The organism is Luteibacter sp. 621, from assembly GCF_050435445.1.
GTDB lineage: Bacteria > Pseudomonadota > Gammaproteobacteria > Xanthomonadales > Rhodanobacteraceae > Luteibacter.
Genome location: NZ_JBNDKI010000011.1, coordinates 34731 through 55776, shown reverse-complemented (window position 1 = coordinate 55776; position 21046 = coordinate 34731). Strand labels below are relative to the sequence as shown.

The following is a 21046-nucleotide window of genomic DNA, read 5'->3' as shown; positions in this document are numbered from 1 at the left end:
ATGCGTATGGACAAACTTACGTCGCGTTTCCAGCAGGCGCTGGCCGACGCCCAGTCGCTGGCCGTGGGCCGCGACAACAATATCCTTGAGCCGGTGCACGTGATGCTGGCGCTGCTCGACCAGCAAGGCGGGTCCACCGGCCCACTGCTCACGCAGGCGCAGGTGAACGTGCCCGCGCTGCGCCAGCGCGTGGCCGAAATGGTTGAGCGCCTGCCGCGGGTCAGCGGCCAGGAAGGCAACATCAGCGTCGGCAACGACCTGACCCGCGTGCTCAACCTCACCGACAAGCTGGCCCAGCAGCGTGGCGACCAGTTCATCGCCAGCGAGCTGTTCGTGCTGGCGGCGCTGGATGATCGCGGCGAACTCGGTGGTGCGCTGAAGGGCGCGGGTGCCACCAGGGAGCGGCTTGAGGCCGCTATCGACAAGCTGCGCGGCGGCGAGAAAGTGCAATCGGAAAACGCTGAAGAGCAGCGCCAGGCGCTGGAGAAGTACACGATCGACCTGACCGAGCGCGCGGAGAGCGGCAAGCTCGATCCGGTGATCGGCCGCGATGAAGAGATCCGCCGCACCATCCAGGTCCTGCAGCGCCGTACCAAGAACAACCCCGTGCTGATCGGTGAGCCCGGTGTCGGCAAGACCGCGATCGTGGAAGGCCTGGCCCAGCGCATCGTCAATGGCGAGGTGCCGGAAGGCCTTCGCGACAAGCGCGTGCTCTCGCTCGACATGGGTGCCCTGATCGCCGGCGCCAAGTTCCGTGGCGAGTTCGAAGAGCGCCTGAAGGGCGTCCTCAACGATCTCTCCAAGCAGGAAGGCCGGGTCATCCTGTTCATCGATGAGCTGCACACCATGGTTGGCGCCGGCAAGGCCGATGGCGCCATGGATGCGGGTAACATGCTGAAGCCCGCGCTCGCGCGCGGCGAGTTGCACTGCATTGGCGCCACCACCCTCGACGAGTACCGCAAGTACGTCGAGAAGGATGCCGCGCTGGAGCGCCGCTTCCAGAAGGTATTCGTGGGCGAGCCGAGCGTGGAAGACACCATCGCGATCCTGCGTGGCCTCAAGGAGCGCTACGCCGTGCACCACGGCGTGGAGATCACCGATCCGGCCATCGTCGCCGCCGCCACGCTGTCGTCGCGCTACATCCCCGATCGCCAGCTGCCCGACAAGGCCATCGATTTGATGGACGAAGCGGCGTCGCGTATCCGCATGGAAATCGATTCCAAGCCGGAGGAGCTCGATCGCCTGGAGCGCCGGCTTATCCAGCTCAAGATCCAGCGCGAGATGCTGAAGAAGGAGCAGGACGACGAATCGAAGCAGCGCCTGGCCGCGCTCGAATCGGATATTGAAAAGCTCGACCGCGAGTTCTCCGACCTCAACGAGGTGTGGAAGTCGGAGAAGGCGATGCTGCAGGGCGCGACCAAGATCAAGGAGCAGATCGAAGCGGCCCGCGTGGAGCTCGAAGCCGCGCAGCGCCGGCAGGATTTCGCGAAGATGAGCGAGATCCAGTACGGGCGCCTGCCTGCCCTTGAGCAGCAACTGGCGGATGCACAGAAAGCCGAGCAGCAGGATTTCACCCTGCTGCAGGATCGCGTGACCGCGGAAGAAATCGCCGAGGTCGTGGCGCGCTGGACCGGCATTCCCGTGGCCAAGATGCTTGAAGGCGAGCGCGAGAAACTGCTGCACATGGAAGAGGCGCTGCATGGCCGCGTGGTGGGCCAGGATGAAGCCGTGCGCGCCGTTTCCGATGCGATCCGCCGTGCCCGCGCGGGCCTCTCCGACCCGAACCGCCCCTACGGTTCGTTCCTGTTCCTCGGCCCCACGGGTGTCGGTAAGACCGAGCTGTGCAAGGCGCTGGCCGATTTCCTGTTCGATACGCAGGACGCCACGGTGCGCATCGACATGAGCGAGTTCATGGAGAAGCACTCCGTGAGCCGGCTGGTCGGCGCGCCCCCAGGCTACGTCGGCTACGAAGAAGGCGGTTACCTCACCGAGGCCATCCGCCGCCGCCCGTACAGCGTCATCCTGCTCGACGAAGTGGAGAAGGCACACCCGGATGTGTTCAATATCCTGCTGCAGGTTCTGGATGATGGCCGCCTGACCGATGGCCAGGGTCGCACGGTCGATTTCCGCAACACCGTGATCGTGATGACCTCGAACCTGGGCTCGAACCTGATCCAGGAACAGGCCGGCGATAGCGAAGCGGACTACATGCAAATGAAGGCCTCCGTGCTGGGTGTCGTGCAGGCACACTTCCGCCCGGAGTTCATCAACCGCCTCGATGACCTGGTGGTGTTCCGCCCGCTCGACAAGAAGCAGATCCGCTCCATCGCGCGCATCCAGCTCAACTACCTGGCCAAGCGCCTGGGCGAGCGCCAGCTTGGCCTTGACCTGACCGATGCCGCCCTGGACCTGCTCGGTAGCGCGGGCTTCGACCCGGTGTATGGCGCCCGCCCGCTCAAGCGTGCGATCCAGGTGCAGCTGGAAAACCCGCTGGCGCAGAGCATCCTGCGTGGCGAGTTCTCGCCGGGCCAGACCATCCGGGTGGATTCGGATGGCAACCACCTGCGCTTCAGCGCTGCGTAAAGCATCGCGTGCAAGCACGCTCCTACACCAGCCGTTCCGTAGCGACGAAGCGGGTGGTGTAGGAGCGCGCTTGCGCGCGATGGGTGCTCGCGAACGCCCCAATCAGAACCGGAATCCTGCCTTGGCGTAGTAATACCGCCCGTTGAACCCGAACGGCGACAGCGCCGAATACTGCAGGCCGCTGAAGTAATCCTCACCGGCATCGGTAGGACTAACCCGCGTCGGGTACTGGTTGGTGACGTTATCCACGCCCAGTGTGAAATTCCACTGCTCCAGCGTGTAGCCCACCGACGTGTTCAAAAGCCAGCGCGCCGAAAACTTCTGGTCGGTCGACGGATCCGGCGTCACGCGGGTCACTGAGCCGTAGCGGGTCAGGTCAGCGTGGGCGTTGAAGCCATCCAGTGACCAGTCGCCGCCGAACACGAACTTGGTTCGCGGCGTCGCCTTGGTCAGCAGGCCCTGGCTGGCGCGGCCGAACAACTCGATGGGACCGGAGGCGTTGTCCTGGAGAATGGTCGGCGTAGCGGCCACGTCCAGGATCTTCACCTTGTTGTAATTGCCGCTGGCCATCAGGTTGAACTGCCCCACGTTCGTCGTGGGAATCCGGTAGTTGAAAACCAGGTCGGCCCCGCGCGTGCGCGTGGTCGCCGCGTTGGCGAAGTACTGCACGGCGGTCACCTGCTGCCCGGGAACGACGCTGTTGAAGTACGCCGCAAGGACCGGATCGGTCAGGCTGATGGTGTCGGAGTAGAGGATCTGGTGCCAGATGCGGATCTGGTACACATCGAGCGTGGCGCTGAAGTTGGCGATGGGTTCCCACACCGCACCGATGCCGTAATTCGCCGACTTCTCCGGCTTGAGCGCCTTCGCGCCCAGTGCAATCGCGGCAGGATCCGAGGTGCGATAGGTGCCGGTCTGCGCGAGCTGCCCGGTATTCGGGTCAATGATCGTCACCACCGACTGGTAGTTCTGCTGGGCGAGCGACGGCGCGCGGAAGCCGTTGGAGATCGTGCCGCGCAGCGCGAACGTGGGCGTGAACTGATAGCGCGCGGACAGCTTGCCGGAGCGCGTCGAACCCGAATCGCTGTAGTGCTCGTAGCGGCCGGCGACGCCCGCGGAGAACTTGTCGGTGACATCCGTTTCCAGATCCATGTACGCCGCTTCGCTATGCCGGGTGAAGCTGCCAGCCGCCGAGGGCGAGAGACCGGGGAACACCTGCGCGCCACCGGCGTACGGCGTATCCGTGCCCGGGATCAGGGTGTCCTGGTTGAAGTAGTACGAATCCGGGTCGCCCGCATCGATCTGGTACTTCTCCTTGCGGTACTCGGCGCCGAATGCGAGGGTCAGTGGGTTCGGTAACCAGCCCACGCTGAAGTCCTTGCCGATATCGATATTGGCCAGCGCCTGGGAGTTCTTGAAGGTGCCCGCGTTGAAGTACGTGGGTGAGGCACCGGTGGTGTAGAACAGGTTGGTATTGACGCTGTTGTTTACATCGAACACCAGCGAATTGATGCCGTAATTCCCGGACGCATCCCAGCGCCATCCGCCGTCAGTAACACCTTTGACGCCGAGGATCGCGGTGGTGTCGTTGGTGTGGTTGATGATCTGCGGCAGGAAACCGTCCGGGTAGATTTCGGGCACGTTGCGCGCATTGGTTGCGCCACGGTAGTAGCCGTTCGACGTGACATCACGGCGGCTCATGCTAAGCACCCCGTACAGGTCCACGTTGTGCGCAAGCGAATACTGGAAGTTCGTCAGGGCCTGGTAGGTCTTTACCGCGGGATCGCCATAACGCTGGTGGGCCACGTTGCCATCAGCAGCTTCCTCGGGCGTGAACAGGCTGACGGGCGATGCCCGGTTCGTATTCATCGAGTTCTGGTAATTCCAGGCCACGCGCAACCAGCCTTTCGCGTCGTCGCCCTTGCCGCCAAGGTCGATGCCCATGGAGCCGTCGATACCGTTGGTATCGCCATCGCCCTTGTCCATGGTGCCGCCGTTGACGGTGATGCTGTTGCCGCCCTTGGTGGCGCCATGCTTCAGCACGATGTTAATCACGCCGGCGATGGCATCGGAGCCGTATTGCGCGGCCGCACCATCACGCAGCACCTCGATGTGATCGATGGCCGAGATGGGAATGGAGTTGAGGTCCGCAGGCGCGGAGCCGCGTCCGACCGACGGGTTGTAATTCACCAGGGCGGACGTGTGGTAGCGCTTGCCATCCACCAGCACCAGCGTGGCATCCGGCGACAGCCCGCGCAGGCTGGCCGGGCGGATCGCATCGTTACCGTCGTTGATGGCCGGGCGTGGGAAATCCAGCGAGGGCAGGAGCCGTCCCAGCGCCGTAGCGAGTTCCGTGCTGCCGGTGGAGGTCAGGTCCTTGGGTGTCAGTACGTCGATGGGTGAAAGCGAGCTGGCTTCCGTGCGCGTGGTGGAGCGGGTGCCGGTCACCACGACCTGGTCCAGCTGGCGCGCCTGGCTGGCGTCCGGCGGTGGCGTCGCATCCTGCGCGTAACCGGGGGTTACGATCATGAGGCCAAGGGCCGGCAGCCACAGGCTCCCGGGCTTGCGTCGGAGGGTCGTGCCTTTCGTCATCGATGGGTCCCCAGGGCGAGCTTTTTGGCACACGGGGCGCGGCACGCCCCGCGACACGGCCGGCGGCCGTGTTGGGAACGACGCTAGGCAGGCCTATTGCGGCGCGTCAATGCGACTGTTTCTTTTGCGCCAAGGCGGGGAATGGGGTGGCACTAAAGGCCTTAAATCATGGGTTTGGCACGAAACTGGCTAATTCTCGCTAGTTTGGTGCAATGCCGAATTGGTATGGCGCCGGCGCACGCGCGAGGTGAGCGCAGGCTGGGTCCCCAGCATTGAATTGGGGGCGCGTCCCCCGATAATGACCGGTTGGAGCATCACGAACCCTTTCTATGCCTATCTATGAATTCCAGTGCCAGGCCTGCGGCCACCGCTTCGACCGGTTGCAGAAGATGTCCGACCCGGATCCGGAAACCTGCCCGACCTGCGGCGAGCCCCGCGTGGGCCGCATGCTGAGCGCGCCCCAGTTCCGACTGGCCGGTGGCGGCTGGTACGAAACCGACTTCAAGAAGGATGGCGACAAGAAGCGGAATCTTGCGGAGGGTTCGTCGGGTGCACCGGCTGCGCCGGCTGCCGCCACTCCCGCCCCGGCCCCGGCGCCGGCGCCCGCAGCTAAATCGGGCGACTGAAAACCGCGGCAACGATTTCCTGCGATCCGTTCAATCAGCGTTGCGGATCCTTCCGATAGTTTTTGCGCCACCCCTATCGAAAGGACGTACCGGTTGCCATGAAACGCCTGCTTGGAATGGTTGCAATGCTCGCCGTTGGCGCGGGCCTGTTCATGGCGCCGCCCGCCGCCCACGCCCAGCGTGGCGGCGACACCGTCAATTGCTATAGCGACAACGGCAAGCGTTCGTACTGCCGCGTGCCGTGGCGTGATGCGCGCCTGATCCGCCAGGATTCAAAGACCGCCTGTATCCGCGGCCGCACCTGGGATATGGATCGCGGTGGCCTGTGGGTGGATGACGGTTGCCGCGGCATTTTCCAGGAAGCCGGTGGCTGGGGCGGCGGTGGCCGCCCGGGCTGGGATGATGGCCGGCCGGGCTACGGCGGTGGTCGCCCGGGCTACGGCGGCGGTGGCCAGATCGTCAGCTGCGACAGCAACGATAACAAGCGCGTGTTCTGCCGCTGGCCGATCGGCCGTGGCGCACGCCTGGTAGAGCAGACCTCCAAGACCGATTGCCGCGAGGGTTACACCTACGGGTTTACCCGGGATGGCATCTGGGCGGATCGCGGGTGCCGCGGGCGGTTTGATATCGGCCGGTAAGGCGTAGCGGCGGCCGTTAGGGACCCCGGGTCGTGGTACGATCCGGGGTCTTTTCTTTTGCATTGCACCGCGGAGCCCCAAGCGCATGCGCACCCATTTTTGCGGCCTCATCGACGAGTCCCTGGTCGGCCAGGAAGTCACCCTTTGCGGCTGGGTCAACACCCTGCGCCTGCAGAGCCACGTGGCCTTCGTGGACCTGCGCGACCACGAGGGCATCGCCCAGGTCGTGATCGAGCGTGAGAACGCCGATGCGTTCGCCGTCGCCGGCGAGCTTGGCTACGAGTACGTGGTGAAGGTGACCGGCCAGTTGCGCAAGCGCCTGTCGGTGAACGACAAGCTGAAGACCGGCACGGTCGAACTGCTGGCGGAGAAGGTGGAGATCCTCAACGCGGCCCGCGACCTGCCGTTCGCGCTGCACGAGAATCCCAACGAGGACATGCGGATGACCTACCGCTACCTCGACCTGCGCCGCCCCGAAATGCAGAAGATGATGCGCACGCGTACCAAGCTGGTTCGCGAGCTGCGCCGTTACCTGGATGCCGCTGGTTTCCAGGATATCGAAACCCCGATCCTCACCAAGGCCACGCCGGAAGGCGCGCGCGATTACCTGGTGCCCAGCCGCGTGCACCCGGGGCAGTTCTACGCCCTGCCGCAGTCGCCGCAGCTGTTCAAGCAGATCCTGATGATGGCCGGCTTCGACCGCTACTACCAGATCGCCCGCTGCTTCCGCGACGAGGACCTTCGCGCCGATCGCCAGCCGGAATTCACCCAGCTCGATCTTGAGTTTGCGTTCGTCGAAGAGCGCGACGTGCAGGGTTTCGTCGAAAACATGATCCGCCACGTCTTCCGCGAGGTGCGTGGCGTCGAGCTCGATGCCACTTTCCCGCGCATGACTTACGAAGAGGCCATGCGCCGCTTCGGTTCGGACAAGCCCGACCTGCGTATCGCGCTGGAGCTGGTCGATATCGCCGAGGCAGTGAAGCACGTCGAGTTCAAGGTGTTCGCCGATCCGGCGAACGACCCGGCGGGCCGTGTCGCCGCGCTCCGTGTGCCTGGCGCTGCCGATCTGTCGCGCAAGGATATCGATGGCTTGACCGAGTACGCCTCGCGCTACGGCGCCAAGGGCCTGGCCTGGCTGAAGGTCGATGACCTGGCCAAGGGCCGCGAAGGCATCAACTCGCCGGTGGCCAAGTTCCTCGACGATGCGGCGCTGGGCAAGGTGCTGGAGCTCACCGGCGCCGCTAATGGCGACATCGTGTTCTTTGGCGCGGGTGGCTGGAAGGTCGTGAGCGATTTCATGGGTGCGCTGCGCCTGAAGCTGGGCCGCGACCGCGGCCTGGTGGAAGACAGCTGGAAGCCGCTGTGGGTCACTGATTTCCCGATGTTCGAGTACGACGAGGAAGAAAAGCGCTTCGTGGCGCTCCACCACCCGTTCACCGCGCCGAACATCGATGACATCGCCGACCTTCGCGCCAACGCCGCCGTGGCGTTGAGCCGTGGTTACGACATCGTCCTCAACGGCAGCGAGATTGGCGGTGGTTCCATCCGTATCCACCGCCCCGAGATGCAGAGCGCCGTGTTCGAGCTGCTCGGCATCGGCCCGGACGAAGCCGAGGCCAAGTTCGGCTTCCTTCTGAAGGCGCTGCGCATGGGTGCGCCGCCCCATGGCGGCCTGGCATGCGGTATCGATCGCATCGCCGCCATCATGGCCGGCACCGAATCGATCCGCGATGTCATCGCGTTCCCGAAGACCACCAGCGCGCAGGATCTGATGACCGACGCGCCGTCGCCGGTCTCGGCGCCGCAGCTGAAGGAACTGCACGTGCGCGTGGATGCCGCGGAGCCGCTGAAGGCCTGATCGCCGTAGCACAGCCGATGAATGCCGTATCGCCCGATGTCATCCTGCTCCATGGCCTGTGGATGCGGGGTTTCGCCATGGCGATGCTGCACCGTCGGCTGCGCGAGGAAGGCTTCAACGTCCACCAGTTCGAATACATGAGTGTGGCCGCGCCGCCGGAACAGGCGATAGCGCGGTTGCGCAAGCGGATCCGGGCGCTTGCCCCGGGTCCGGTCCACGTGGTGGGCCACAGCCTGGGCGGCATCCTTGCCCTGCTGGCCTGCCGCGACATGGATGAGCCGGGCGGCCGTATTGTCTGCCTGGGCTCGCCGCTCAACGGCAGCGGCGCGGCCCGCGGCCTTACCCATCATTGGGGTGGGGATGTGCTCCTGGGGCGCTCGCGCGAACTGCTCGCCCACGGCCTGGACCATTGGGATGGCCCGCGCGAAGTGGGCATGATCGCCGGCCGCCAGCAGGTGGGCCTGGGTGCCCTGATCGGCGATGTGGGTCACGAGCATGATGGCTCGGTCGGTGTCGAAGAGACCCGGCTACCCGGGCTGACCGCCCACTGCATCCTGGAAACCAGCCACACCGGCATGCTGGTCTCGGCCGACGTGGCCCGCCAGGCCGCGTATTTCCTCAGGGAAGGCCGCTTCGACGCGCCACTGGTCTGATCCGTCCGGGGAATCGCCGCTACCCCTGTAGGAGCGCGCTTGCGCGCGATAGCCAGGTGGCCGCGGCCCCCATCGCGCGCAAGCGCGCTCCTGCATTGCCCTACGTACATCCCCGTTTTTCCCCAGTTCCGCTAGAATCCCGCCCCTGTCCGTCCGGTATCTCCAGGAAACGCACATGGGTAGAGGCCCGTCCATCGAAGGTCGCAAGAACGCCGAAGACGCCAAGCGCGCCAAGGTGTTCACCAAGCTGATCCGCGAAATCACCATCGCCACCCGTGGCGGCGTGCCCGACCCTAACGGCAACCCGCGCCTGCGCGCGGCTGTCGACAAGGCCCTGGCCGCCAACATGACCAAAGACACCATCGAGCGCGCCATCAAGCGCGGCTCCGGTGCCGATGGCGGCGCCGACATGCACGAGATCCGCTACGAAGGCTACGGCCCGGCGGGTACCGCGCTAATCATCGATTGCGTGACCGACAACCAGACCCGCACCGTGGCCGATGTGCGCGCGGCGCTGACCAAGCTCGGCGGCAACATGGGCACCACCAACTCGGTGGCGTTCCAGTTCACTCGCGTGGGCCAGGTCGTGGTCCACACCGGCGGCGATGCCGAGGTGGAAGCGAAGCTGGAAGAGGCCGCCATCGAGAACAACGCCGAAGACATCGTGATTGCCGACGGCGTGGGCACCGTACTGCTCGCTGCCGATCCGATCGCCGTGGAGGCCATGCGCAAGGCGCTGGCCGCCGCGGGCTTCGATATCGATGGATCCGACGTGGTCATGCACCCGAACGGCCCGCTGGTGACGCCCACGGGCGAAGCCCTGGAGCAGTTCCAGAAGCTGCTGGCGCGCCTGGATAGCCTCGACGACGTGGATGAGGTCTACCACAACGCGGTCCTGCCACAGGAAGCGGACGACGAGTAAGGCCGGCCAGGCCTTGCACGCACCGCAACCCGGCGCCCCACTGTCATGACACGCATCCTCGGCATCGACCCGGGCAGCCAGCGCACGGGCGTCGGGATCATCGACGTGGCCGACAATGGCGCCTTGGCGTACGTGTGGCACGGAGCGCTGGTGGTGGGCGGGGAAGCGACTTTCCCGCTGCGCCTGAAACGCATCTTTGACGAACTCTGCGCCATCATCGGCACGCACGGTCCGGCGGAAGCCGCGATCGAGCGTGTCTTCATGGCGCGTAACGCCGATTCGGCCCTGAAACTGGGCCAGGCGCGTGGCGCGGCCGTGTGTGCCGTGGTCAGCCAGGGAATCGTCGTGCACGAATATGCAGCGACCGAGGTCAAGCAGGCAGTGGTCGGTACCGGCCGCGCCGACAAGACCCAGGTCCAGCACATGATCGGGATGATCCTCGGCCTGAAAGGTCCGCTGCAGGCGGATGCGGCCGATGCCCTGGCGATCGCCATCGCCCATGCGCACACCCGGTCCAGTATTGAACGCGTGGGTATCCCGCGCACGGCTTGGAGACGTCGCCGATGATCGGCCGCCTGCGTGGCACTCTTATCAGCAAGCAGCCGCCGTCGCTTCTTATCGAGGTGGCGGGTGTGGGCTACGAGGTCGATGCGCCCATGTCGACCATTTACGATCTTCCCGCCACGGGCCAGGAAGTGATCCTTCTCACGCACCACGCGGTGAAGGAAGATGGCGTTGCTCTCTACGGTTTCCTGCGCGAGGCCGAGCGGGCCATGTTCCGCAACCTGCTCAAGGTGAGCGGCATTGGCGCGAAGATCGCGCTGGCCGTCTTGTCGGGCGTTTCCACGGAAGAACTCTCGCGCCTGGTGCATGCCGGCGATGTCGTGGCCCTGACCAAGATCCCCGGCATCGGCAAGAAAACCGCCGAACGCATGGTGGTGGAACTGCGTGACCGCGTGGAGGCCACGGGTGTGCGCCTGCCCGCAAGCAGCAACGGGATCGCCGCACCGGTTGATCCGGCCGGCGAAGCCACGGTGGCCCTGCAACAACTCGGCTATAAGCCGCCCGAGGCGACCCGCCTCGTCAGCAAGGTGGCGGCCGAGGGCGATACGGCCGAGGCCATCATCCGCAAGGCGCTCCGCGCCGCCCTGGGAACCTGATCATGGGCATGAGCCACGCCGACGAGTTGCGTAACGCACACGGCAAGAAACTAGCGAAGCTGGCGCTGGGTGCCATTGGTGTCGTGTTCGGCGATATCGGTACGAGCCCGCTGTACACCATGAAGGAAACCCTGGGCACGCACGGCATGACGCCGCAACCGCTCGCGGTGCTGGGCGTGCTGTCGCTGATCTTCTGGTCGCTATTGATGGTGATCTCGCTGAAGTACGTCACCTTCGTGATGCGCGCGGATAACAAGGGCGAGGGCGGCATCATGGCGCTCATGGCCCTGGCGCAGCGCAGTGTCGCGGGTTCGCCGCGTACCCGCTGGGTGCTCGCGGCCATCGGCATCTTCGGCGCATCGTTGTTCTATGGCGATGGCGTGATCACGCCGGCCATGTCGGTGCTTTCGGCGGTGGAAGGCCTCGAAGTGGCCGCGCCGACGCTCGATACCTATGTGCTGCCCATCTGCCTGGTGATCCTGTTCATCCTGTTCGCCATCCAGCGCCACGGCACGGACCTGGTGGGCAAGGCGTTCGCGCCCGTGATGTGCGTGTGGTTCCTCGTGCTTGCCGCGCTGGGCCTCAACCAGATCACGCAGCACCCGCAGGTGTTGTACGCGCTGAACCCGATGTACGCGGTGAAGTTCTTCACCGAGCACGGCAAGCAGGCGTTTATCGCCCTGGGTGGCGTGGTGCTGGCGCTCACCGGCGGCGAAGCGCTGTATGCCGATATGGGCCACTTCGGCAAGAAGCCGATCCGCCTTGCCTGGTTCTTCTTCGTGCTGCCGGCCCTGCTGATCAACTATTTCGGCCAGGGCGCGCTGCTGCTGCATGACCAGACCGCGATCGAAAACCCGTTCTACAAGCTGGTTCCCGAGAACCTGCTCTACCCGATGATCGCGCTCTCCACGGCGGCGGCTGTCATCGCGTCGCAGGCCGTGATTTCGGGCGCGTTCTCGATGACCCGTGAAGCCATGTCGCTGGGCTATTCGCCGCGCATGGCGGTGGTGCACACCTCGCGTGAGATGTCCGGGCAGATCTTCGTGCCGTGGATCAACCGCTTGTTGTTCGTGCTGGTGATCCTGGCCGTGCTGGGCTTCCGCTCGTCGAACAACCTGGGCGCGGCCTACGGCATTGCCGTGACCGGCACCATGACCATGACCACGCTGCTGGCGCTGGTCGTGGCCAAACGCCGCTGGAACTGGCACTGGTCGGCGGTCATCACGGTCGGCGTCATCTTCCTGGTCACCGACCTTTCGTTCTTCGGCGCCAATGCGCTGAAGATTGCGCACGGTGGCTGGTTCCCGCTGGTGCTCGGCGTGGTGATCTTCACCATGATGACCACCTGGCGGCGGGGCAGGGACCTGGTGGTCCGCGAAATCAAGCAATCGGGCCTGGCGCTGGAGCCGTTCGTCGCGAACATCGCCGATCACCCGCCGCTCATCGTGCCGGGCACCGCCGTGTTCCTTACCGCGAACCAGAACAGCGTGCCCCACGCCATGCTGCACAACCTCAAGCACAACAAGGTGCTGCACGAGCGCAACGTGCTGCTTACCGTGGAAATGCTCGAGACGCCGGTGGCGGATTACGAGGAGCGCATGGAAGTGCTCGAGTACGGCAATGGCTTCTTTGGCCTGCAGCTGCGCTACGGCTTTGCCGAGGACCCGAACATCCCGCAGTCGCTGTCCCGCGCCAGCGCGCTGGGCCTGGATTTCGACATGATGGATACGACGTTCTTCCTGTCGCGCGAAACCATCGTGGCCGACGTGCGCCGTCCGGGCATGGCGCTGTGGCGTGACAAGCTGTTCGCTTTCCTTGCCCGCAACGCGCTGCCTGCCACCGCGTTCTTCCAGATCCCGGGCAACCGTTTGATCGAACTGGGTGCGCAAGTAGAGATCTGAACGGGTCGGCCTGGCCCGGATCGCGCGCAAGCGCGCTCCTACATCGTTCGTGGCTGACCCGAGGCGTTCGCCCTGTAGGAGCGCGCTTGCGCGCGATGAGGGCTCGCCGGCCATGCCATAATGCGACCCATGTCCGAGCACCGCATCATTTCCGCCGCCGCCGCCATGGATGATGAGGCGCTGGAAGCCAGCATTCGTCCCAAGCGCCTTGCCGAGTACCTTGGCCAGCCGACGGTGCGTGAGCAGATGGCCATCTATATCGAGGCCGCCCGGCGCCGGCAGGGTGCGCTGGATCACGTGTTGATCTTCGGGCCGCCCGGCCTGGGCAAGACCACGCTCTCACACGTCATCGCCAACGAGCTGGGCGTGAACGTTCGTTCCACCTCGGGGCCCGTCCTCGAGCGCGCCGGTGACCTGGCTGCGCTGCTGACCAACCTCGAGGCCAACGACGTCCTGTTCGTCGATGAAATCCACCGCCTCTCGCCCGTGGTGGAGGAAGTGCTCTACCCGGCGATGGAAGATTTCCAGATCGACATCATGATCGGCGAGGGCCCCGCGGCCCGCTCGATCAAGCTGGACCTGCCACCCTTCACTTTGATCGGCGCCACCACCCGCGCCGGCCTGCTGACAGGGCCGCTGCGCGATCGCTTCGGCATCATCCAGCGCCTGGAGTTCTACAGCGTCGATGAGCTGACCGCGATCGTCCGCCGCGCCGCGAAAATCTTTGGCATCGATTGCGATATCGACGGTGCCATCGAAATCGCCCGCCGCTCGCGCGGCACCCCGCGTATCGCCAACCGGCTGCTGCGCAGGGTGCGCGATTATGCCGAGGTGCGCGGCGATGGCCGCATTACCCATGAGTTGGCCCGAGCCGCCACCGACATGCTCAAGGTGGATGCCCAGGGGTTCGACGACCTGGACCGCCGGCTGCTCAGCACGATTATTGAAAGCTTCGACGGCGGCCCGGTTGGCGTCGAGTCGCTGGCCGCGGCCCTCAGCGAGGACCGCGGTACCCTGGAGGATGTGGTCGAGCCCTACCTCATCCAGCAGGGCTACCTGATCCGCACGGCGCGGGGGCGCATGGCCTCGGCCAAGGCCTGGCGCCACCTGGGGCTGAACCCGCCGCCGCGCCAGGCGGCTACCCCCGACCTGTTCCAGGACAGCCCATGAGCCCGTTTTCGTGGCCGGTGCGGGTGTACTGGGAGGATACGGATGCGGGAGGGGTGGTCTACCACGCCAGCTACGTCCGCTTCATGGAGCGCGGCCGCACTGAGTGGCTGCGCGCCCAGGGCATCGACCAGATGGCGTTCCGGGAAACCACGGCGCTGGGCTTCGTGGTTCGCGAGATGCACCTGGATTTCCTCCGGGCGGCCCGTCTGGATGATGAACTCCTGGTCAGCGTTGCCGTCAAAGAACGTCGTTCAGCAAGTATGCTGTTCGGTCAGGAGATCGTGCGGGGGGATACCACGCTGTTGCGCGCCACGGTGCGCGTGGCCTGCGTCAACCTCGATACGATGCGCCCGGCCCAGATCCCCGCGGATCTGTTTTCCCCCGAATTTCCCCTTACCTAAGCCACAGATACCCGGCGGAGCCTTCAAGCAATGAACGGTGGACTCAACATTTTCAAGCTGGTCACCGAAGCCAGCCTGCCTGTGCAGCTGGTCATGCTGCTCCTCCTGGTCTTCTCGTTCCTGTCGTGGGTGATCATCATCCGCAAGTACACCCAGCTGAAGGAAGCCCACACCAACGCCGAGACCTTCGAGGACCGCTTCTGGTCGGGCGCCGACCTGGCCGCCCTGTTCCGCGAAGTGGGTAACCGCGAAGGCCAGCACGGCATTGAGAACGTGTTCGAGGCCGGCTTCCGCGAGTTCGCCCGCCAGCGCCAGCGCCGTGTCACCGATGCCGACCGCATCATGGAGGGCTCCGAGCGCGCCATGCGCGTGGCCGGCACCCGCGAGATCGGCAAGCTGGAGCAGAACCTGGAATTCCTGGCCAATGTGGGTTCGATCAGCCCGTACATCGGCCTGTTCGGCACCGTGTGGGGCATCATGGGCGCCTTCCAGGGCCTGGGCGAGATGAAGGACGTGACCATCTCGGTGGTCGCCCCGCACATCTCCGAAGCCCTGATCGCCACTGCCATGGGCCTGTTCGCCGCCATCCCGGCCGTGTGGGCGTACAACCGCTTCGCCACCAAGGTGGAGCGCGTGGCGTCGCGTTACGAGGTATTCCAGGAGGAGTTCTCCTCGGTGCTGCAGCGCCAGATCCACGCCGACGACACGGTCTGAGCCACTGCCATGGCTACCCGCAACGTCTACCGCCGTCATAAGCGGAAGCTGAAATCCGAGATCAACGTCGTGCCTTACATCGACGTGATGCTCGTGCTGCTGATCATCTTCATGGTCACTACGCCCATGATGAACCTCGGCGTGGATATCCAGCTGCCGCAGACCAACGCCAAGTCCCTGCAGGACAAGAAAGATCCGGTCGTCGTCTCCGTGGACGAACAGGGCCAGATCTACCTGACCGCCAACGGCACCAAGCGCGAGCCGGTTAGCGTCGATGAGTTCACCAAGAAGGTCACCGCCTTCCACGACGCCAACCCGGAGCTCCAGGTGCTCCTGGCCGGTGATGCGCGCGTGGGTTACGGCAAGGTCTACCAGATCCTCCCGATCCTCCAGGCAGCTGGTATTTCCAAGATCGGCCTGATGAGCCAGCCCCAGTCCGCGCCGAATGGAAAACCGTAACGGTACCCCTCGCGCGGTCGTCCTGGCCGCGCTCCTGCACCTGGGCATCGTGGCCTTCCTGGCCATCGCGGTGATCCCCTGCACGGACTACGAAAAGTGGGCCGAGGCCATTGGCGTGCCCGCGGAATGGAATCCGATGAAGTGTCCGGCGCCCATCCAGCTGCCCGGCCAGATCATCGAGGCCACCATCATTGGCCCGACCGGCTCGCCGCCGCCCAAGGCCACCAAGGTCAAGCCGACGCCGGATACCACCCCGCCGCCGCCGGTCACCCCCGCACCCACCCCTCCGCAGGAGAAGGTGCCGGTGCCGACGCTCCCGCCGCCGCCGAAGCAGCCTGACGTCAAGGATCAGCAGAAGATCGTCGACGACGCCCTGCAGAAGGCCGAAGACGAGAAGAAGCTGCAGGAAGAGAAGCAGCGGCAGCGCCAGGCCGAGCTCGACGCGCAGCAGGAAGAAAAGAAGAAGCAGGATCAGAAGAAGGTGGACGACATCTTCAAGCAGCTCGATATTGCCAAGGCGCAGACGAAGAAGGCCGATTCCAGCAAGAAGCAGGCGGAGCAGCAGCTCAAGGACCTGCAGAACGCCAAGGACGACGGCCTGCCTGACCTGCCGCCGGCCGACCAGAAGCAGACCGGTCAGAACGGCAAGGACAACAGCAAGCAGGCCTTGTACATCGCCGCGATCCAGAACGCGGTGACGCCGAACTGGCTCCGCCCGGATAACACCCCGCCCGCGCCCTGCATGGTGCACATCGTGCAGATCCCGGGTGGCCAGGTGCTGAGTGCCAAGGCGGATGCGAGTTGCCCGTACGATGCCGCCGGCAGGGCGTCCATCGAGAATGCGGTGCTCCGTGCCCAGCCGCTGCCGTATCAGGGCTTCGAGGATGTGTTCCAGCGCAACCTCACCTTCACGTTCCGGCCGCAATGATGTAGCGCGCCTCGCCCGGTCGCCGGGCGGGGCGGTTCAGAAACGGGTCACGCAACTTGCGACCCACGCGTTAAGATTCCGTCGACGTCCCCAGCCCAGGCCATGACCCCACCCATGCGCAGAATGCTTCCCCGCTTTGTCCTTCTCCTGGTGGCCCTGGCCGCCCTCGTGGCTGGCCCGGCCTCGGCCCAGTCCCTCAACGTCGATATCGTCGGCGGCCTGAAGACCGCCACGCCCATCGCGGTCGTGCCGTTCGCCCAGGCTGGCGGGGCACCGTTGCCCACCGACGTCGCCGATGTCATCCGCGCCGATTTCAACCGTTCGGGCAAGTTCCGCTCGCTCGACAAGGCCGATATCGTCGAGACCCCGTCGCAGGGCTCGGATATCAAGTTCGCCACCTGGCGCCTGCTCAAGCAGGATTTCCTGACCATCGGCCGCATCAGCGATGCCGGTGGCGGCATGGTCAAGGTGGATTACGAACTGTGGGACGTGAACCGTCAGCAGAGCCTGCTGGCCCAGTCGTTCACCGCCCCCACGGGTGACCTGCGTGGCGTGGCACACCAGATCGCCGACCAGATCTACGAAAAGATCACCGGCGTGCGTGGCGCCTTCTGGACTCGCATCGCCTATGTCACGGCGGTGGGTACCGGCAACAACTCGACATACTCGCTGATCGTGGCCGACTCCGATGGCTTCAACCCGCAGGTCGTGGCCCGCTCGCGCGAATCGCTGCTTTCGCCGGCCTGGTCGCCGGACGGCAGCAAGCTGGCCTACGTGTCGTTCGAAAGCGGCAATTCGGCCGTGTACGTGCAAAACATCTCCACCGGTTCGCGTAGCCTCGTCGCCTCGCACCCCAAGGGCATCAACTCTGCCCCGGCCTGGTCGCCGGATGGCAGCAAGCTCGCCGTGAGCTTGTCCTACGTGGGTAACCCGGAGATCTTCATCATCGACGTTGCCAGCCGCACCGAAACCCGTGTGACCAACAACTTCGCGATCGATACCGAGCCCACCTTCACCCCGGATGGCCAGAGCCTGATTTTCACCTCGGACCGCTCCGGCAAGCCGCAGCTCTACCAGACCTCGATCTCCGGCGGCAACGCCCAGCGCCTCACCTTCCAGGGCGGCTTCAACGCCAGCGCCTCGGTAAGCTTCGATGGCAAGCAGATTGCGATGGTGCAGGGCAACGGGAACGTGTATCGTATCGCCATCATGGACCGCAGTCTGGGCGGGCAGGTGCGCTTCGTCTCCCCGGGTAACGTGGACGATTCGCCCAGCTTCGCGCCCAACGCCAGCATGCTGCTTTATGCCGCATCGCAGGGTACGCGTGGCGTCCTGTATGCGGTTTCGGCGGATGGCCTTGTGCGTCAGCGTCTCGTCCTTTCGGATGGTGACGTACGCGAGCCGTCCTGGGGACCGTACCGACAGCGTTGATGGCGCGCCCGTCAGGGCTGCGACATCAACACCGTCCCGGGAGGGCGCGGCTAGTCCGCGCCTTTCCTGCGGGCGAAGAATTAGGAACACCCGGCGATCGCCCACAAGCGGCCGACGGAGCGAAGGCGTAGGGTGCGGGACAGCGCCCCGTCTGCGTGGATGTAAGTAGAAAAACAGCCGGCCAACCGGCGGTGTCTGTCCCGAAACCGTAAAAGACTGTCGGAACTCAACTGTTGAAGGAACGTCCCATGAATAAGACCGTTACCGTCACCCTGGCCGCTCTGCTCTGCGTGGGCGCGGCCGCGTGCGCCAAGAAGAACACCAAGCCGGCTCCCATGCCGGAACAGCAGCCGGTCGCCACGACCCAGGCCCCGACCAACGATGGCAAGTACAAGCCGGAAGATCTCGACACCGACGCATGCCTGCGTCAGCGCGTCGTGTACTTCGACTTCGACAAGAACGATGTGAAGCCGGAATTCCAGCAGATCATCGCTTGCCACGCCAAGTACCTGCAGGACCGTCCGCAGTCGGCCATGACCCTCGAGGGTAACACCGACGAGCGCGGCACCCGCGAGTACAACCTGGGCCTCGGCGAGCGCCGTGGCAATGCCGTCTCCAGCGCCCTCCAGGCCGCTGGTGGTTCGGCTGGCCAGGTCAACGTGACCTCGTACGGCAAGGAAAAGCCGGTGTGCAAAGAGCACAACGAAGACTGCTGGGCCAAGAACCGTCGCGTTGAGATCGTCTACACCGCGAAGTAATGAAGAAGTCTCTGGCTAAAAGTTTCACGGCCAGGCTTGGCGTGGCGGGCGCAATTGCGTCCGCCACGCTTTTTGCGTCTGTGGCCCCCGCGCAGGATCGCCTGAGCCTTGCCGACCGCGTTGCGCGGCTCGAGCAGCAGAACCAGGCCAACTCGGGCACGACGCAACTGGTGAACCAGGTCAACGACCTGCAGCAGCAGGTGGCCCAGCTCCAGGGCCAGATCGAAGAGCTGCAGCACCAGAACCAGCAACTCCAGGATTCCCAGAAGGCACAGTACGCGGACATGGATTCGCGGCTGGGCCGTATCGAAAAGGGTGGTGCGCCAGCCGGCCAGCCGGCCGCGGCAGCTCCCGGCCCACAGCAGCCTGCGCCCGCCGCAGGCGCGCCGCAGCAAGCGGCCGCCCCGGCGCCGGCCGCGAGCACCGGTGGCAACAACCCGGGCGCCGCATCGCCGGCCGAGCAGGCCGCCTACGATGCCGCGTTCAAGTCGCTTCGCGCGGGCGACTACGTCACCGCCTCGCGTGGCTTCCGCGATTTCCTCGTGAAGTACCCGGATAGCCCGCTCGCGCCCAATGCCTATTACTGGCTGGGCGAGTCGTACTACGTCACCATGAATTACCAGGTGGCCATCGAGGCGTTCCAGCGCCTGGTGAAGAACTACCCGCAGAGCGACAAGGTTTCCGATGGCCTGCTCAAGGTCGGCTATTGCCAGATCGAGCTGAAGCAGCAGGATGCCGCCATCGCCACGCTGAAGCAGGTTTCGGCGAAGTACCCGGGCACGAAGGCCGCTGGCCTCGCACAGGAACGCCTGCGCCGCCTGCAGCGCCAGACGGCCAACTGATCCCATGAACGGCAGCACCGCAATCCCGACGGATGTCTCGCCGGCGGCTCCTGTCCGGGAGCGCCTGCGGATCACCGAGATCTTCCACTCCGTGCAGGGCGAGGCCGATGCCATCGGCTGGCCCACCGTGTTCGTGCGCCTTACCGGCTGCCCGCTGCGCTGCGTGTGGTGCGATACCGAATACTCGTTCCATGGCGGCCAGTGGCATGATATCGATGCGATCGTCGAGCACGTTGCCAGCTTTGGCGCGAAACACGTCTGCGTCACCGGCGGTGAGCCGCTGGCGCAAAAGCGCTGCCAGATCCTGTTGCGCAAGCTGTGTGATGCCGGCCATGAGGTCTCCCTGGAAACCTCCGGCGCGCTGGATGTCTCGCAGGTGGATCCGCGCGTCCGCAAGGTCATGGACCTCAAGGCCCCCGACTCAGGCGAGAGCGCGCGCAACCTGTGGTCCAACCTCGATCACCTGCTGCCCCACGACCAGGTGAAGTTCGTCATCGCCAGCCGCGGCGATTTCGAATGGTCGCGCGATGTGGTGCGCGAGCACAGCCTGGACAGCAAGGCGATGGTGCTGTTCTCCCCGGTGTGGGGCAACGTCGAGCCGCGCGAGCTCGCCGAATGGATCCTCGCCGACCGCCTGCCGGTGCGCTTCCAGCTGCAGCTGCACAAGCTGCTGTGGAACGACGCCCAGGGCCATTGAACCCCAAGGTAATTGCATGAACGCTTCGAACTCCCCCCGCAAGGCCGTCATCCTCGTATCGGGCGGCATGGATTCCGCCGTGACGATTGCGATGGCCCGCGAACAGGGCTTCGACGTGCACGCCCTCAGCGTGGCGTACGGCCAGCGCCACAGCTCCGAGCTCGAAGCCTCCGAGCGTGTCTCGAAGATGCTGGGTGCCGTCGAGCATAAGACCGTGCACGTGGACCTGCGCAGCATCGGCGGCTCCGCGCTCACCGCGGATATCGATGTGCCGGAAGATGGCGGTGAAGGCATCCCGGTCACCTACGTGCCGGCACGCAACACCATCATGCTCTCCATCGCGCTGGGCTGGGCTGAAGTGCTCGGCTCCACGGATATCTTCTGCGGCGTCAACGCCGTGGATTACTCCGGCTACCCCGATTGCCGACCCGCTTTCATCGAGGCGTTCGAGACCCTCGCGAACGTCGCCACCAAGGCCGGCGTCGAAGGCGCGGGCATCCGCATCCATGCGCCGCTCATGCAGATGGGCAAGGGCGACATCGTGACGGAAGGCATTCGCCTCGGCGTCGATTTCTCGGAGACCGTGAGCTGCTACCAGGCCGATACGCAGGGCCGCGCCTGTGGCCATTGCGACGCCTGCCGCCTGCGCGCGGAAGGCTTCGCCAAGGCGGGCGTACCGGATACGACGCGTTACGTCTGATCCCAACCGCGTT

20 protein-coding genes are annotated in these 21046 nt (G+C 65.2%); 19 read left to right on the top strand and 1 reads right to left on the bottom strand.

Features of this window, described 5'->3' with window-relative positions:
• Positions 1-2583, top strand: coding sequence for an ATP-dependent chaperone ClpB (clpB, locus tag ABIE56_RS13250; RefSeq protein ID WP_429244254.1), 2583 nt, complete (start codon positions 1-3; stop codon positions 2581-2583).
• A 102-nt stretch (positions 2584-2685) separates the two neighbouring features.
• Here clpB and ABIE56_RS13245 read toward each other — a convergent pair whose 3' ends face one another.
• Positions 2686-5175, bottom strand: coding sequence for a TonB-dependent receptor plug domain-containing protein (locus tag ABIE56_RS13245; RefSeq protein ID WP_429244253.1), 2490 nt, complete (start codon positions 5173-5175; stop codon positions 2686-2688).
• Between the two features lie 329 nt (positions 5176-5504).
• Here ABIE56_RS13245 and ABIE56_RS13240 point away from each other — a divergent pair, with 329 nt between their 5' ends.
• The 18 genes from ABIE56_RS13240 (at position 5505) to queC (ending at position 21033) form a co-directional block, all read left to right on the top strand.
• A complete protein-coding gene (locus tag ABIE56_RS13240) occupies positions 5505-5801 on the top strand; it encodes an FmdB family zinc ribbon protein (RefSeq protein ID WP_429244252.1) in 297 nt (98 codons plus the stop codon).
• Positions 5802-5899: 98 nt separating this feature from the next.
• Positions 5900-6439: a DUF3011 domain-containing protein gene (locus tag ABIE56_RS13235; protein WP_429244251.1), complete on the top strand. Its 540-nt coding sequence runs from the start codon at positions 5900-5902 to the stop codon at positions 6437-6439.
• Positions 6440-6524: 85 nt separating this feature from the next.
• A complete protein-coding gene (gene aspS / locus ABIE56_RS13230; protein WP_429244250.1) occupies positions 6525-8297 on the top strand; it encodes an aspartate--tRNA ligase in 1773 nt (590 codons plus the stop codon).
• A 17-nt stretch (positions 8298-8314) separates the two neighbouring features.
• Complete coding sequence (locus ABIE56_RS13225; protein WP_429244249.1) at positions 8315-8950, top strand: esterase/lipase family protein; 636 nt, start codon at positions 8315-8317, stop codon at positions 8948-8950.
• Between the two features lie 175 nt (positions 8951-9125).
• Complete coding sequence (locus ABIE56_RS13220; RefSeq protein WP_429244248.1) at positions 9126-9872, top strand: YebC/PmpR family DNA-binding transcriptional regulator; 747 nt, start codon at positions 9126-9128, stop codon at positions 9870-9872.
• A 45-nt stretch (positions 9873-9917) separates the two neighbouring features.
• The gene (ruvC, locus tag ABIE56_RS13215) at positions 9918-10439 is read left to right on the top strand and encodes a crossover junction endodeoxyribonuclease RuvC (protein ID WP_429244247.1); all 522 of its coding nucleotides are present in this window, start codon (positions 9918-9920) and stop codon (positions 10437-10439) included.
• Positions 10436-11032 (top strand): Holliday junction branch migration protein RuvA, encoded by a 597-nt coding sequence (ruvA, locus tag ABIE56_RS13210; protein ID WP_429244246.1) that lies wholly within the window; start codon positions 10436-10438, stop codon positions 11030-11032. Before ruvC ends, ruvA begins: the two co-directional genes overlap by 4 nt.
• An 8-nt stretch (positions 11033-11040) precedes the next feature.
• Positions 11041-12933: a potassium transporter Kup gene (locus tag ABIE56_RS13205; RefSeq protein ID WP_429244245.1), complete on the top strand. Its 1893-nt coding sequence runs from the start codon at positions 11041-11043 to the stop codon at positions 12931-12933.
• A gap of 129 nt (positions 12934-13062) precedes the next feature.
• Complete coding sequence (ruvB, locus tag ABIE56_RS13200) at positions 13063-14103, top strand: Holliday junction branch migration DNA helicase RuvB (RefSeq protein ID WP_429244244.1); 1041 nt, start codon at positions 13063-13065, stop codon at positions 14101-14103.
• Positions 14100-14504 carry a tol-pal system-associated acyl-CoA thioesterase gene (gene ybgC / locus ABIE56_RS13195; RefSeq protein ID WP_429244243.1) on the top strand — a complete coding sequence of 135 codons (405 nt, stop codon included), beginning with the start codon at positions 14100-14102 and terminating at the stop codon, positions 14502-14504. Before ruvB ends, ybgC begins: the two co-directional genes overlap by 4 nt.
• A gap of 30 nt (positions 14505-14534) precedes the next feature.
• Entirely contained in the window at positions 14535-15218 is a 684-nt protein-coding gene (gene tolQ / locus ABIE56_RS13190; RefSeq protein WP_429244242.1) for a protein TolQ, read from the top strand.
• A gap of 9 nt (positions 15219-15227) precedes the next feature.
• The gene (tolR, locus tag ABIE56_RS13185) at positions 15228-15677 is read left to right on the top strand and encodes a protein TolR (RefSeq protein ID WP_247429403.1); all 450 of its coding nucleotides are present in this window, start codon (positions 15228-15230) and stop codon (positions 15675-15677) included.
• Entirely contained in the window at positions 15664-16605 is a 942-nt protein-coding gene (locus ABIE56_RS13180) for a cell envelope integrity protein TolA (protein WP_429244241.1), read from the top strand. Before tolR ends, ABIE56_RS13180 begins: the two co-directional genes overlap by 14 nt.
• Positions 16606-16719: 114 nt before the next feature.
• A complete protein-coding gene (tolB, locus tag ABIE56_RS13175; protein ID WP_429244240.1) occupies positions 16720-18036 on the top strand; it encodes a Tol-Pal system beta propeller repeat protein TolB in 1317 nt (438 codons plus the stop codon).
• 248 nt (positions 18037-18284) lie between these two features.
• Positions 18285-18794 carry a peptidoglycan-associated lipoprotein Pal gene (pal, locus tag ABIE56_RS13170; protein WP_247429394.1) on the top strand — a complete coding sequence of 170 codons (510 nt, stop codon included), beginning with the start codon at positions 18285-18287 and terminating at the stop codon, positions 18792-18794.
• On the top strand, positions 18794-19636 hold the full coding sequence (ybgF, locus tag ABIE56_RS13165) for a tol-pal system protein YbgF (RefSeq protein WP_429244239.1): 843 nt from the start codon (positions 18794-18796) through the stop codon (positions 19634-19636). The genes pal and ybgF overlap by 1 nt, the downstream gene beginning before the upstream one ends.
• Before the next feature lie 4 nt (positions 19637-19640).
• Entirely contained in the window at positions 19641-20333 is a 693-nt protein-coding gene (gene queE / locus ABIE56_RS13160; RefSeq protein ID WP_429244238.1) for a 7-carboxy-7-deazaguanine synthase QueE, read from the top strand.
• Positions 20334-20349: 16 nt separating this feature from the next.
• Positions 20350-21033, top strand: coding sequence for a 7-cyano-7-deazaguanine synthase QueC (gene queC, locus ABIE56_RS13155; protein ID WP_429244237.1), 684 nt, complete (start codon positions 20350-20352; stop codon positions 21031-21033).
• Positions 21034-21046 lie beyond the last annotated feature (13 nt).

Excerpts from the sequence above, each read along its gene's own strand:
- clpB (WP_429244254.1), top strand. The coding sequence starts at position 1 with ATGCGTATGGACAAACTTACGTCGCGTTTCCAGCAGGCGCTGGCCGAC.
- ABIE56_RS13245 (WP_429244253.1), bottom strand. The coding sequence starts at position 5,175 with ATGACGAAAGGCACGACCCTCCGACGCAAGCCCGGGAGCCTGTGGCTG.
- ABIE56_RS13240 (WP_429244252.1), top strand. The coding sequence starts at position 5,505 with ATGCCTATCTATGAATTCCAGTGCCAGGCCTGCGGCCACCGCTTCGAC.
- ABIE56_RS13235 (WP_429244251.1), top strand. The coding sequence starts at position 5,900 with ATGAAACGCCTGCTTGGAATGGTTGCAATGCTCGCCGTTGGCGCGGGC.
- aspS (WP_429244250.1), top strand. The coding sequence starts at position 6,525 with ATGCGCACCCATTTTTGCGGCCTCATCGACGAGTCCCTGGTCGGCCAG.
- ABIE56_RS13225 (WP_429244249.1), top strand. The coding sequence starts at position 8,315 with ATGAATGCCGTATCGCCCGATGTCATCCTGCTCCATGGCCTGTGGATG.
- ABIE56_RS13220 (WP_429244248.1), top strand. The coding sequence starts at position 9,126 with ATGGGTAGAGGCCCGTCCATCGAAGGTCGCAAGAACGCCGAAGACGCC.
- ruvC (WP_429244247.1), top strand. The coding sequence starts at position 9,918 with ATGACACGCATCCTCGGCATCGACCCGGGCAGCCAGCGCACGGGCGTC.
- ruvA (WP_429244246.1), top strand. The coding sequence starts at position 10,436 with ATGATCGGCCGCCTGCGTGGCACTCTTATCAGCAAGCAGCCGCCGTCG.
- ABIE56_RS13205 (WP_429244245.1), top strand. The coding sequence starts at position 11,041 with ATGAGCCACGCCGACGAGTTGCGTAACGCACACGGCAAGAAACTAGCG.
- ruvB (WP_429244244.1), top strand. The coding sequence starts at position 13,063 with ATGTCCGAGCACCGCATCATTTCCGCCGCCGCCGCCATGGATGATGAG.
- ybgC (WP_429244243.1), top strand. The coding sequence starts at position 14,100 with ATGAGCCCGTTTTCGTGGCCGGTGCGGGTGTACTGGGAGGATACGGAT.
- tolQ (WP_429244242.1), top strand. The coding sequence starts at position 14,535 with ATGAACGGTGGACTCAACATTTTCAAGCTGGTCACCGAAGCCAGCCTG.
- tolR (WP_247429403.1), top strand. The coding sequence starts at position 15,228 with ATGGCTACCCGCAACGTCTACCGCCGTCATAAGCGGAAGCTGAAATCC.
- ABIE56_RS13180 (WP_429244241.1), top strand. The coding sequence starts at position 15,664 with ATGGAAAACCGTAACGGTACCCCTCGCGCGGTCGTCCTGGCCGCGCTC.
- tolB (WP_429244240.1), top strand. The coding sequence starts at position 16,720 with ATGCGCAGAATGCTTCCCCGCTTTGTCCTTCTCCTGGTGGCCCTGGCC.
- pal (WP_247429394.1), top strand. The coding sequence starts at position 18,285 with ATGAATAAGACCGTTACCGTCACCCTGGCCGCTCTGCTCTGCGTGGGC.
- ybgF (WP_429244239.1), top strand. The coding sequence starts at position 18,794 with ATGAAGAAGTCTCTGGCTAAAAGTTTCACGGCCAGGCTTGGCGTGGCG.
- queE (WP_429244238.1), top strand. The coding sequence starts at position 19,641 with ATGAACGGCAGCACCGCAATCCCGACGGATGTCTCGCCGGCGGCTCCT.
- queC (WP_429244237.1), top strand. The coding sequence starts at position 20,350 with ATGAACGCTTCGAACTCCCCCCGCAAGGCCGTCATCCTCGTATCGGGC.